The organism is Agrobacterium sp. MCAB5, assembly GCF_052114365.1.
Classification (GTDB): Bacteria; Pseudomonadota; Alphaproteobacteria; order Rhizobiales; family Rhizobiaceae; genus Agrobacterium; species Agrobacterium tumefaciens.
On record NZ_JBFREP010000001.1, the window covers coordinates 55234 to 68556 of the forward strand.

Annotated in this window: 11 protein-coding genes; 10 read left to right on the forward strand and 1 reads right to left on the reverse strand. The window is 59.0% G+C overall.

The window, feature by feature from the left end; translation table 11 throughout:
- Positions 1-350 precede the first annotated feature (350 nt).
- The 10 genes from polA (at position 351) to AB4Z23_RS00305 (ending at position 12042) form a co-directional block, all read left to right on the forward strand.
- Positions 351-3338, forward strand: a complete 2988-nt coding sequence (polA, locus tag AB4Z23_RS00260; RefSeq protein WP_421476274.1) for a DNA polymerase I — start codon at positions 351-353, stop codon at positions 3336-3338.
- Positions 3339-3423: 85 nt separating this feature from the next.
- Positions 3424-4143, forward strand: a complete 720-nt coding sequence (locus AB4Z23_RS00265) for a DUF1868 domain-containing protein (protein ID WP_145166473.1) — start codon at positions 3424-3426, stop codon at positions 4141-4143.
- 193 nt (positions 4144-4336) lie between these two features.
- Positions 4337-4522 carry a 50S ribosomal protein L32 gene (rpmF, locus tag AB4Z23_RS00270; protein WP_003514347.1) on the forward strand — a complete coding sequence of 62 codons (186 nt, stop codon included), beginning with the start codon at positions 4337-4339 and terminating at the stop codon, positions 4520-4522.
- Positions 4523-4656: 134 nt separating this feature from the next.
- Positions 4657-6510, forward strand: coding sequence for a sensor histidine kinase (locus AB4Z23_RS00275; RefSeq protein WP_083211587.1), 1854 nt, complete (start codon positions 4657-4659; stop codon positions 6508-6510).
- The gene (locus AB4Z23_RS00280; protein WP_003514350.1) at positions 6507-7853 is read left to right on the forward strand and encodes a sigma-54-dependent transcriptional regulator; all 1347 of its coding nucleotides are present in this window, start codon (positions 6507-6509) and stop codon (positions 7851-7853) included. The genes AB4Z23_RS00275 and AB4Z23_RS00280 overlap by 4 nt, the downstream gene beginning before the upstream one ends.
- A gap of 197 nt (positions 7854-8050) precedes the next feature.
- Positions 8051-9034, forward strand: a complete 984-nt coding sequence (locus AB4Z23_RS00285) for a tripartite tricarboxylate transporter substrate-binding protein (RefSeq protein WP_026330668.1) — start codon at positions 8051-8053, stop codon at positions 9032-9034.
- Between the two features lie 100 nt (positions 9035-9134).
- Positions 9135-9596 carry a tripartite tricarboxylate transporter TctB family protein gene (locus AB4Z23_RS00290; protein ID WP_003514354.1) on the forward strand — a complete coding sequence of 154 codons (462 nt, stop codon included), beginning with the start codon at positions 9135-9137 and terminating at the stop codon, positions 9594-9596.
- Positions 9597-9605: 9 nt separating this feature from the next.
- On the forward strand, positions 9606-11111 hold the full coding sequence (locus tag AB4Z23_RS00295) for a tripartite tricarboxylate transporter permease (protein WP_013635241.1): 1506 nt from the start codon (positions 9606-9608) through the stop codon (positions 11109-11111).
- A gap of 153 nt (positions 11112-11264) precedes the next feature.
- Positions 11265-11477, forward strand: coding sequence for a SlyX family protein (locus tag AB4Z23_RS00300; protein WP_013635242.1), 213 nt, complete (start codon positions 11265-11267; stop codon positions 11475-11477).
- A gap of 13 nt (positions 11478-11490) precedes the next feature.
- Positions 11491-12042, forward strand: a complete 552-nt coding sequence (locus tag AB4Z23_RS00305; RefSeq protein WP_421614106.1) for a DUF924 family protein — start codon at positions 11491-11493, stop codon at positions 12040-12042.
- 68 nt (positions 12043-12110) lie between these two features.
- Here the strand turns inward: AB4Z23_RS00305 and dnaJ are convergent, their stop codons facing one another.
- A complete protein-coding gene (gene dnaJ, locus AB4Z23_RS00310; RefSeq protein ID WP_003514371.1) occupies positions 12111-13244 on the reverse strand; it encodes a molecular chaperone DnaJ in 1134 nt (377 codons plus the stop codon).
- Positions 13245-13323 lie beyond the last annotated feature (79 nt).

A 13323-nucleotide genomic window follows, 5' to 3' on the forward strand; every position in this document is an offset into this window, starting at 1 on the left:
TGATATGTTTATGCCAGTCAGAAACCCGGCACAAATAAAAACCGCCATGGCCGGGAGGGGACGGCCATGGCGGTCATATAAGAGGACAAAGGCCCGGAGAGGGGGGGGAAGGCCTTTGTCCGGTCTGATGCGGCGGGGGACGAGCCTACAATCAGACTACGGCGTGATCAGGCGCCGTCCCCTAAGAAATGTGTGTGCAAATGCGGCTTTTCAAGGGAAAATCTATTACAAATTCGTAAGGTTCACGCGAATTTCGCCGGTGCCTCCAGCGGCTTAGCCCCGTGCGCTTTGCGGTGCGTTGTTTGAACTTTCTGTGGACGTCAAAACGGCCCCGCGCTATCCATATCGCCATGAAAAAAGGCGATCATCTCTTCCTCGTTGACGGCTCCGGTTTCATTTTCCGGGCGTTCCATGCCATTCCCCCGCTGAACCGCAAGTCGGATGGGCTGCCGGTCAACGCCGTTTCCGGCTTCTGCAACATGTTGTGGAAGCTCCTGAAGGATGCGCGCAATACTGATGTCGGCGTCACGCCCACGCATTTTGCCGTGATTTTCGACTATTCGTCGAAAACCTTCCGCAACGAGCTGTACGATCTATACAAGGCCAACCGCACCGCACCGCCGGAAGATCTGGTGCCGCAGTTTGGCCTGATCCGCGAGGCGACACGGGCCTTCAACCTTCCCTGCATCGAGACGGAAGGCTTCGAGGCGGATGACATCATCGCCACTTACGCCCGTCAGGCGGAGGCGATTGGCGCCGATGTCACCATCATTTCTTCCGACAAGGATCTGATGCAGCTCGTCACGGCCAATGTGCATATGTACGACGCCATGAAGGACAAGCAGATCGGCGTTCCCGATGTCGTCGAAAAATGGGGTGTAGCCCCGGAAAAGATGATCGACCTTCAGGCGATGACCGGCGATTCCACCGATAATGTTCCGGGTATTCCTGGTATCGGGCCGAAAACGGCCGCGCAATTGCTGGAAGAATACGGCGATCTCGACACGCTGCTGGCGCGGGCAGGAGAAATCAAGCAGCAGAAACGCCGCGAGAATATCATCGCCAATGCCGATCTTGCCCGCCTTTCCAGACAGCTCGTGGCGCTCAGAACCGATGTGCCGCTGGAGCAGTCTCTGGAAGAACTGGTGCTCGAACCGCAGAACGGCCCGAAACTCATCGCTTTCCTCAAGGCGATGGAGTTCACGACGCTGACGCGCCGGGTGGCTGAAGCCACCGATAGCGACGCCTCGGCCATCGAAGCCGCCAATGTGCCGGTGCAATGGGGCGCTGATGCCCATGGACCAGACCTCGATGCCGCGCCTGCAGTTGCCGCAGCTGATGACAAGACCGCTGTGCCAGCGTCAACCAACGCTCCGGCACGGAAGGTGACAGGGGAGGGCAGTGCGCCCACCGATCTCGCCACCGCACGGCAGACGGTTTTCTCCGCCGCCAAGATCGACACGACCGCCTATACGACGATCAGGGATCTGGCGGAGCTGGATCGTTGGGTTGCCGCTGCCCGCGAAACAGGTGTCGTCGCCTTCGACACGGAAACGACCTCGCTCGACCCCATGCAGGCGGAACTCGTCGGTTTTTCGCTGGCGATTGCCGATAACGGCAAGGATGCCTCAGGCACCGATATCCGCGCTGCCTATGTGCCATTGACGCACAAGACCGGCTCCGGTGGCGATCTTTTCAGCGATGGCATCAGGCTTGCTGAAGGACAGGTGCCGTTTGCCGAGGCGCTGGCACGTTTAAAGGATCTTCTTGAGGACGACGCCGTTCTGAAAATCGCGCAGAACCTCAAATATGACTACCTGCTGATGAAGCGCCACGGCGTCGTCATGCAGAGTTTCGACGATACCATGCTGATTTCCTACGTTCTTGAGGCGGGAAAAACCACGCATGGCATGGATACGCTTTCCGAACGCTGGCTCGGCCACACGCCGATCGCCTACAAGGACGTGGCGGGATCGGGCAAGTCGAGCATCACCTTCGATTTCGTCGATATTGACAAGGCGACCGCTTACGCCGCCGAAGACGCGGATGTCACCCTGCGGCTGTGGATGGTGCTGAAGCCCCGGCTTGCCGCAGAGCGGCTGACCAGTGTGTATGAGCGGCTGGAGCGCCCTCTGGTGCCTGTACTGGCGCATATGGAGGAGCGTGGCATCACCGTGGACCGACAGATCCTGTCGCGTCTCTCCGGTGAACTCGCCCAGAAGGCGGCTGCTTTCGAAGAGGAAGTCTACCAACTGGCAGGCGAGCGTTTCAACATCGGATCGCCAAAGCAGCTCGGCGATATCCTGTTCGGCAGGATGGGCCTGCCTGGCGGCTCCAAGACCAAGACGGGCCAATGGTCGACATCGGCGCAGGTTCTCGAAGATTTGGCGGCGGAAGGTGCCGAATTACCGCGAAAGATCGTCGACTGGCGGCAGCTGACCAAGCTGAAATCGACCTATACGGATGCGCTTCCCGGATATGTCCATCCGCAGACGAAACGGGTTCACACGTCCTACGCGCTGGCCTCCACCACCACGGGGCGCCTGTCGTCCTCGGAGCCGAACCTTCAGAACATTCCGGTGCGCACGGCGGAAGGTCGCAAGATCCGCACGGCCTTCATCTCCACCCCCGGACACAAGCTTCTTTCCGCCGATTACAGCCAGATCGAGCTACGTGTGCTTGCCCATGTCGCCGACATTCCGCAGCTTCGCAGCGCATTCGAAAACGGCATCGACATTCATGCGATGACCGCATCGGAAATGTTCGGGGTGCCGGTGGAAGGCATGCCGTCTGAAGTGCGCCGACGTGCCAAGGCCATCAACTTCGGCATCATCTACGGTATTTCCGCTTTCGGCCTTGCCAACCAGCTCAGCATCGCGCGCTCCGAAGCGGGCGAATATATCAAGAAATATTTCGAGCGTTTTCCTGGCATTCGCGATTACATGGAAGCGACCAAGGCTTTCGCCCGCGAGAACGGCTATGTCGAGACGATTTTCGGCCGCCGCGCGCATTATCCGGAAATCCGCTCCTCCAACCCTTCCATGAAGGCCTTCAACGAGCGTGCAGCCATCAACGCACCAATCCAGGGGTCTGCAGCCGATATCATCCGCCGTGCGATGGTCCGTATCGAGCCGGTGCTGGAGGCGGAGAAGCTTTCCGCCCGCATGCTGCTGCAGGTACATGACGAACTCATCTTCGAAGTCGAGGAAGGGGAAATCGAAAAGACCCTGCCCATCGTCGTCTCGGTGATGGAAAATGCAGCCATGCCGGCTATTTCCATGAGGGTTCCGCTCAAGGTGGATGCCCGCGCGGCCGACAACTGGGACGAGGCGCATTGACGGGAATTGACCGGCCATTGACCGATTGGTGTCATTGGTTTGTTGCGTGCGCAGATTAGGGGAAACGTCTCAAAAGGAGTTCCCCATGCACGCCCCGCTCGTTTCAAAAGATCTGGAATCTTTTTCCGCTGCCAGCCACGATCAGCCGCCGCGCCATTTGGGTCGCCGCTATAATACGGATGGTGAATTCCTGCTCGAGCCGGGCAATACCGTGGTCTGCCATCTCGTTGAAGGGTCGAAAACCGAAAGCGCGATCATCGGGACACGCCAGCGTCTTCTGGATATGCCCGAGGCATCGCAGCTGGCCTGCACACCGGTTTCCAGCCTGCATATGACGGTATTTCAGGGCATTATCGAATATCGCCGTGCATTTCCCTACTGGCCGGAAGACATGCGACTCGATACTCCGATCGACACGATGACGGAGTATTATTGCGATCGTCTGGCGGATTTTCCGGGCCTGCCTGGTTTCAATATGCAGGTGACTGGTCTCAAGCCGACGGGGCTGGTGCTGAAGGGTGCCAGCGCCGAAGACGACCGGATCATTGCGCTGTGGCGGGATAGCTTTGCCGAAGCTTTCGGTTATCGGCATCCCGATCACGACACCTATCAATTCCATATTACGCTGGCTTATGTCACGCGCTGGTTCGATCCGGAGTGCCTGCCGCGATGGCAGGCGATGCTGGATGAAGAGCTGGAAAAACTGCGTGCGGCAGCGCCGATAATCGAGATGCGCGCGCCAGCTTTTTGTGAATTCAGGGACATGAACCACTTTAGGGAACTCGTGGTTTTTGATAGGAAGTGAAGCATGATTTGCAAAGGCCTGCCGCCCGCTCGTCGCAGCAAACCGGCTTAATCGGAAAAAATGCGCGTCAGGGCTGGTCAAAGCCCGTTTGGGCATGTATAAGCGCGCCAAATTTCCGATATCGAGACACCCGACATTCGGCCTTTGGTTATGGCCGGTTACGTTGTTTCGCCGCTAAAGTGGAGTAACAAAAATGGCTGTACCAAAAAGAAAAACAAGCCCGTCCAAGCGCGGCATGCGCCGCTCGGCTGACGGTCTCAAGGCTTCGACCTACGTTGAAGACAAGAACTCCGGCGAACTGCGCCGTCCGCACCATATCGATCTGAAGACCGGTATGTATCGCGGTCGTCAGGTTCTGACGCCGAAGGAAAGCGCATAAGCTTTCTGAAATAATCTTTACGGAAAACCGGCCCTCGTGGCCGGTTTTTTGTTTTCAGGTCGTTTAGCTGCTTTTTTCGGTTACTTGGAAAATCCGATCACTCCTCCTACACTCTGTTCGGGAGAGCAGGTCTGATGCCTGCAACGGGGAGGGGCGCTTCGGTGAAATATCGCTGGATTTTATTGACGCTGCTCAGCCTCGGCCTCGGTTACGGCGCCGTGACCAAGGGCAGCGGCATCATTGCGGAAAGCTATTTCGGCGAAGTCTCCGATCAGGGCCGCACCACCCTCAGGCTGGCCGTCTCGGCTCTTGGCGGGCTTTTGAGCCGTTTCGAGCCGCTGCCCGCCCTGATCGCCGATCACGACGACATTGAGGAGCTTGTCGCGCATCCACAGGATGAGGCGATGCGCCAGCGCGCCAATATCTATCTCAAATCCATCAATACATTGCTGGAATCCTCTGACATCTACATCATCACGCTGGACGGAGTGACCATCGCCGCCAGTAACTATGATGGACCCACGAGCTTCGTCGGTGAGAATTTCAGCTACCGTCCCTATTTTCAGGATGCCGCCAAGGGCTTCCCGTCGCGTTTCTTTGCGCTAGGCACCACCTCCCACAAGCGCGGTTATTATTTTTCCGCGCCTATTCTCTTCAACGAGGAGATCAAGGGCGTCATCGTCTTCAAGGTCGATATTGAAGGCATAGAGGCGTCGTTCGGCGATGGTGAAAACCGCATTCTCGTATCGGACCCGGAAGGCATCATCTTTATGACCGGAACGCCGCAGTGGCTTTATTCCGGCCTGATGCCGCTGACACCGGAAAGGCTTGCGCGCACGGCGGCATCCCGGCGTTACGCCAATGCCGACCTGAAGGAACTGCCGCTGAAAAACGGCAATTTCGGCTCTCATCAGTTGATGACGATCAGCCAGAACGACGGTGACAGGGAATATCTCGTCTTGTCGCAGCCGATGCCCGACGCGGGCTGGACGGTCAGCGTGCTGATGGATACCGGCTCACTCAGGACGCAGGTCAAGACGGCGATGATCGCGATCATCCTCTGCCTGTGTCTTGCGGCTGCCGTGGTCGCCGCCATGCTGCAAAGACGGCGGCGCCTGCGCGAACGCCTGACCCACCAGGCCGAAGCTCAGGCGGAGCTGGAGCGGCGGGTGGAGGAGCGCACAGCCGATCTCGCGCGGGTGAACCGTGAGATCGAACACGAAATCGCCGAGCGCCGCCAGACGGAGAAACAATTGCGCAAGATGCAGAATGACCTGGTTCAGGCGGGCAAGCTTGCAGCGCTCGGGCAAATGTCGGCAGCACTTTCGCACGAGTTCAACCAGCCGCTCGCAGCCGCCAAGAATTATGCGGAAAACGCCTCTCTTCTCGTGGAACGTGGACGTCTGGAAGAGGTGACGGAAAACCTCAGGCGTATTTCGGGCCTTATCGATCGCATGGCTTCTATCAGCAGGCATCTGAGAAATTTTGCCCGCAAACCCAATGAGAAAATGGCTGCGGTCGCGCTGGATGCCGTCCTTCGCGATACGCTGGAAATTGTTGGAGCACGGCTGAAGGCCGCCGATGCGGTGCTGGATGTTGATCTTGGTCCGGTGCCGCTTGCGGTGAAGGCCGGGCCGGTGCGGCTGCAGCAGGTGCTGGTCAACATCATCTCCAATGCCGCCGATGCGGTGGAAGGGCGCGAGGATCGTCGCATCGCTTTGAAAGCCGTGCTGCACGGTCAGACGGTTTCGATTTTCATTCGTGACCGAGGTCCGGGCGTTCCTCCGGCGATTTCGGAGCGCATCTTCGATCCCTTCTTCACCACCAAGGGCGTGGGCCGTGGCCTTGGTCTCGGCCTTTCCATCACCTACAACATCATCAAGGATTTTGGCGGCCAGCTGCGTGTCAGAAACCATGAAGACGGCGGCGCGGAATTCGAGATCGAATTACCGGCAGCAGCCTATCGTGTGGAGGTGGCGGCGGAATGACCATGTCGCGGGTTCTGTTGATTGATGACGAGGAGGAACTGCGCTTTTCCACCGCGCAGGCGCTGGAACTTTCCGGTTTTGCGGTCACCATGCTGGCGAGCGCCGAACATGCGCTTGAACTCATCGGCTACAGCTTCGATGGCGTCGTGGTCAGCGATATCAGGATGCCCGGCATGGATGGCATGACGCTGCTGCAGAAGGTGCGGGAGCTTGACCCGGAAATACCTGTCATCCTGATGACGGGCCATGGCGATGTGCAGCTTGCCGTCAATGCCATGCGCAACGGTGCTTATGACTTCATCGAAAAGCCCTTCACCCCCCAATATCTCGCCGGCATCATAAAAAGAGCCAACGACCGGCGGGCACTGGTACTGGAAAACCGCCGCCTGAAGGCGGTGGCGGGCAAGCATGACGATCTCGAAACGCGTCTGCCCGGCAGAACCCAGGTCATGGTCGATCTGCGTTACCGCATTCGCGCCATCGGTGCGACGGATGCCGATACGCTCATTGTCGGCGATACCGGTGCGGGCAAGGAAGTGGTGGCGCGCGCACTTCACGATATCAGCGCCAGAGCCAACCGGCCCTTTGTCGCCATCAATTGTGCCGCCCTTCCGCAAACGCTGATCGAAAGCGAGCTGTTCGGCCACGAGGCTGGCGCTTTTCCCGGCGCACTGCGCCCGCGCTACGGCAAGTTCGAGCACGCCCGCGGCGGCACCATATTGCTGGACGAGATCGGTTCCATGCCCTTTGAATTGCAGGGCCGGTTCCTGCGCGTGTTGCAGGAACGGGTGATCACCCGTCTCGGCTCCAATGAAACAGTCGAGCTCGACGTCCGCTTCATCGCCACCAGCAAGGTCGATCTGGAGCAGGAAGTCGCGGCAGGGCGGTTCCGTGCCGATCTTCTCTACCGCCTGAACGTGGCGACGATTCTCGTGCCGTCCCTCTCGCAGCGCAGTGCCGACATACCGCTGCTTTTCCTGCATCTGGTGCGGGAGGCTGCTGCCCGTTACGGTCGGGAAGATATGGACGTTCCGCAGCATCTGCTCTCAGTCATTTCCCTGCGTGAGTGGCCGGGCAATGTCCGGGAATTGCGCAATGCGGCGGACCGTTTCGTTCTCGGTCTGGAAAGCGATGTCTCCGAAACCTCGCTGCCATTTGAGGGCGATGGCAAGGCGGCGCTTGCCGCAAGGGTCGCCGCTTATGAAAAAAGCCTTATTGCGCGCGCGATCGCCGCCCACGGCGGAAATCTGAAATCCGTCTATGAGAGCCTCGGCATTTCACGCAAAACGCTTTACGAGAAAATGCAGAAATATGAGCTGCACCGGCACATGACCGAGGTGTGATGGGTGGATTTCCACCCATGGATGAGCCCGTATGGGTAGAAATCCACCCATTGCTGCCCATGATGGCGATAAAAGCGCGCCTTGCCGCAAGACCGCCGTTGCTGAACGGCAATCCCGGATCGCAAATGGCTCACCCCGGTCGCCATGGAGGAGCATGCGCGGCTGAAGTGGCGAACATTTTCATCCGGGAGGAATCGATGAAAATACTGAAGACAGTTACCGGCCTTGCTGCCGCCGCTGCCGTTTCCCTTTTTGCGCTTTCTGCATCCGCTCAGAACTACCCCGAGCGCAACATCACCATGGTCGTGCCCTTTGCCGCCGGTGGCCCGACAGATACGGTCGCGCGTCTTGTCGCTGAATCCATGTCGAAGGATCTCGGCCAGCAGATCATCGTCGAAAATGTCGGCGGCGCTGGTGGCACGCTGGGCGCTGGCCGCGTGGCGGCGTCGGATCCGGACGGTTACACCGTTCTGCTGCATCACATCGGCATGGCGACGAGCGCCACGCTTTATCGCAAGCTCGCCTATGATACCCTGAACGCTTTCGAATATGTCGGACTGGTCACGGAAGTGCCGATGACCATTCTGTCGCGTAAGACGCTCGAGACCAAGGATCTCAAGGGTTTGATCGACTACGCCAAGGCGAACAAGGACAAGGTCACCGTTGCCAATGCCGGCATCGGTGCTGCTTCGCATCTGTGCGGCATGTTGTTCATGAGCGCGATCGAGACACCGCTGGTCACTGTTCCCTACAAGGGCACAGGCCCGGCCATGACCGACCTGCTCGGCGGACAGGTCGATATCATGTGCGACCAGACCACCAACACCACCAAGCAAATCCAGGGCGGGACCGTTAAAGCCTATGCCGTAACCTCGGCCAAACGGCTCGACGTGCTGCCGGACGTACCGACAGTTGCCGAATCGGGCCTGCCGAAGCTTGAGGTGGGTATCTGGCACGGTATCTACACGCCGAAGGGTACACCGGCCGAGATCAACGAAAAGCTCTCCAAGTCGCTGCAGGTCGCGCTGAAGGACAAGAACGTGGCGGCCCGTTTTGCTGAACTCGGCACCACGCCTTCCCCGGAAGCCGATGCGACGCCCGCAGCGCTCAAGACCAAGCTTGAAAGCGAAATCGCCCGCTGGAAGCCTGTGATCGAGGGCGCCGGCCAATATGCCGACTGATGGTTGGAGCAATTGCCGGCGGCACCCTGCCGCCGGCTTCTTGCCGTCAATTTAACGCGCGGAACGGTGTGTGACCGGCCGCAGTGGAGGGGCATCTTTCATGAAGTCGTTTTTCATTGACCCTGCCGAGGCAGCCTGTGGGGCAATTTTCATCGGTTTTGGCGCTTTTTTCGCGTTGCAGTCTTTCGGGCTGGATATCGGAACCGCCTTCCGCATGGGGCCGGGTTATTTTCCGCTTGTTCTGGCAATCGTGCTGATCCTGCTTGGCGGGGTAATATTCATTCGCGCCACCCGTGTGCAGGGCGATGCCCTCGGTGCAATCGCCTGGCGGGGGATTTTTTTCATCCTGCCCGCGCCGATCTTTTTCGGTTTCACGGTCCGGGGTCTTGGTTTCGTACCGGCGCTTTTTTTCAGCGCCCTTATCGCAGCCTTCGCCTCGCACAAGATGAGCCCGCTCATGGCCGTCATTATTTCCGCCGCCATCACGGTCTTTTCCGTTGCTGTGTTCAATTATGGTCTCGGCCTGCCATTCCAGCGCTTCGGCCCCTGGCTTAAATTTTGAGGTGCCGTAATGGAATTGCTTGATAATCTTGCTCTCGGTTTCGTCACGGCCACGTCGCTGGCAAACCTGTTTTTCTGCCTGATTGGCGTGCTGCTCGGCACGCTCATTGGCGTGCTGCCGGGCATCGGCGCAACCGCAACCATCGCCATGCTGTTGCCGATCACCTTTCAGCTTGAGCCCGTCTCATCGCTCATCATGCTCGCAGGCATCTATTACGGCGCGCAATATGGCGGCTCCACCACGGCGATCCTCATCAACATGCCGGGAGAATCCTCATCCGCCGTTACCGCCATTGACGGCTACCAGATGGCGCGCAAGGGCAAGGCGGGTGCCGCACTTGCAATTGCCGCCATCGGCTCGTTTTTCGCCGGCACGGTTTCCACCTTTCTCGTGGCAGTCTTTGCACCGCCTTTGACGGCGATTGCGCTGGAATTCGGCGCGGCGGAATATTTCTCGCTGATGGTCGTCGGCCTCGTCTCATCCATCGCGCTTGCCCATGGTTCCATCGTCAAGGCGCTGGCCATGGTCGTGCTTGGCCTGCTGCTCGGTCTGGTCGGCACGGATATCTACAGCGGCGCGCCACGCTTCACTCTCGGCATCCGTGAATATGCCGATGGGCTGAATTTCGTTGCGGTGGCGGTGGGTGTATTCGGTATCGCCGAAATCCTGCGCAATCTCGAAAACGAGCGCACGCGCTCGGTGCTGATCGCCAAGGTCAGCAGCCTGATGCCGTCGAAGGAAGACTTCAAGGCCATGGTTGGCCCGGTGCTGCGCGGTACGGTCATCGGTTCGGCACTGGGCATCCTGCCCGGCGGCGGTGCAATTCTCGCTGCCTTCGCATCCTACACCGTCGAGAAACGCGTCTCCAAGCATCCTGAGGAGTTTGGACACGGTGCGGTCGCCGGTGTTGCCGGTCCGGAATCCGCCAATAATGCCGGTGCCCAGACATCGTTCATCCCGCTTCTGACGCTCGGTATTCCCGCAAACCCGGTGATGGCGCTGATGATCGGTGCGATGATCATTCAGGGCATCGTGCCCGGCCCGAACGTTGCGACCGAGCAGCCGGCGCTGTTCTGGGGCATCATCGCCTCGATGTGGATTGGCAATCTGATGCTCGTCATCCTCAACCTGCCCCTGATCGGGCTTTGGGTGAAGCTGCTGACGGTGCCTTATTACGTGCTTTTCCCCATCATCATGGCCTTCTGCGCCATCGGAGTTTACAGCGTTAATTCCAACGTCTTCGATCTCTACGCCGTCGCCTTCTTCGGCTTCATTGGTTATGTGCTCGTGAAGCTGCGCTGCGAGCCGGCGCCGCTGCTGCTGGGCTTCGTGCTTGGGCCACTGCTGGAGGAAAACCTGCGACGCGCCATGATCCTGTCACGTGGCGATCCGACGACCTTCGTCACCCGACCGATCAGCGCTACCCTGCTGTTTATTGCTCTGGCGGTGCTGATCATCGTCTTCCTGCCCAGCGTGAAGAAAAAGCGCGAAGAGGTTTTCGTAGAAGAAGACTGAGCAGGTCTCGAAATATTCGGAACGCCGGTGATGGAAATGTCGCCGGCGTTTCTGCGTTGATGGGATCGCTGTGAGGAATCCGGTTCACCGAAGCGGCATATGGTTGACTTGAAGCTTTTTAGGGCCAAGGAAGGGCGGGAAAGAGAGGTCGATATGACGTCGGAAACCGAAAAACGGATCATTGCGCTTGAGGAAACGATCGCGCATCAGGCCAAGACTATAGAGGAACTGTCCGACCAGCTGACGGAACAGTGGAAGGTGGTGGAACAGACCCGCGCCAAGCTCGACCGGTTGACGGAAAGGTTCCTGAGCCTTGAGGAGCAGTCGCTGGACGCACCCGCAATCACCCGGCCGCCGCATTATTGATGAGGGAGACCCCATGACGAGCGATACAGCCGCACTTGCCGCCGAAATTGTGGATTTCTGGAAGCAGGCAGGACCGGACAAGTGGTTCGACAAGGACGCCACCTTCGACGATCACTTTCATGACCGTTTCCGCGATGCCCATTTTGCCGCTGCAAGGCGCGAATTGGATGGCTGGCTGGACGGTGCGGAAAGCAGCCTCGCGCTGATGCTTCTGCTGGATCAGTTCCCGCGTAACTGCTTTCGCGAGACAGCGCATATGTATGCGACCGATCCGCTGGCACGCATGTTCGCCAGCGAGGCCATCCGTCGCGGCCACGATCAGGCGGTGACCGAGGATTTGCGGGTCTTTTTCTATCTGCCCTTTTCCCATTCGGAAAGCATCGAGGATCAGGAGCGTGCCTGCACGCTCAACCGGCCGCTTGGCGGGCTTTATCTCCACCATGCCGAAGAGCATCGCGATATCGTCGCGCGTTTTGGCCGCTTTCCGCATCGCAACGACATATTGCTGCGGGAAACGACGCCGGAGGAACGGCAATATCTTGATGCGGGCGGTTTTACTGGCTGATATCAACGAAAAACGCCGCCAGTCCCGAAAGACGGCGGCGCTTTTTTTTAGTGGGTAACGGCCGCAGATCAGCCGTCGAAGAATTCCTTCATCCGGGCAAAGAAGCCGGTCGATTCCGGATTATTCTCCTGGGACGAGAGTTGCTCGAACTCCTGCAACAGCTCGCGCTGGCGCTTGCTGAGCTTCTGCGGTGTCTCGATCTGGATCTGGATGTAGAGATCGCCAGTCTGCGCCGAACGCAGCACCGGCATGCCCTTGCCCTTCAGGCGGAACTGCTTGCCTGGCTGGGTGCCTTCCGGAACCGTGACGCGAGACTTCGTGCCGTCGAGCGTCGTCACATCGAAGGTGCCGCCAAGAGCGGCCGTCGTCATGGAGATCGGCACGGTGCAATAGAGATCGGCGCCGTCGCGCTGGAAGAACTCATGCGGACGCACGGACAGGAAGATGTAGAGATCGCCCGCCGGGCCGCCACGCATGCCGGCTTCGCCTTCGCCCTGCAGGCGAATGCGGGTGCCATCCTCGATACCCGAGGGAATGTTGACCGAAAGCGAACGCTCTTCCGTCACGCGGCCCTGGCCGTGGCACTTGCTGCACGGATCGGAAATCGTCTGTCCACGCCCGTGGCAGGTGGGGCAGGTGCGTTCTACCGAGAAGAAGCCCTGGGCTGCGCGCACGCGACCGGAACCCTGACAGGTGCCGCAGGTTTTGGGTTGCGTGCCGGGTTTTGCGCCGGAACCGGAACAGACATCGCAGGTTATCGAGGTTGGAACCCTGATCTGCGCCGTCTTGCCGGCAAAGGCTTCTTCCAGCGTGATTTCCATGTTGTAGCGAAGGTCGGCGCCGCGCTCGCGACCGCCGGAAGAGCGGCGTGCGCGTCCGCCGCCCATCATCTCGCCGAAGATGTCTTCGAAGATATCCGAGAAGCCGCCATTGGCGAAACCGCCGCCGCCCATACCACCGCCGCCCATGCCGCCATTTTCAAAGGCGGCGTGGCCAAAGCGGTCATAGGCCGCGCGTTTTTGCGGGTCCTTCAGCGTTTCATAGGCTTCGTTGATTTCCTTGAACTTCCGTTCGGAATCAGCATCATCCGGGTTCTTGTCCGGATGGTATTTCATCGCGAGTTTGCGGAAGGCGCTTTTCAGCTCTTTTTCGTCCGCGGTCTTGCTGACGCCGAGTGTTTCGTAAAAGTCTGCTTTCGCCATTAAGATAACAAGCCTCGCAAATGGATTTCCGGCTGCACTTCGGCAGCCGGATGTCTTGCATGTATCGACAGGAGACGGG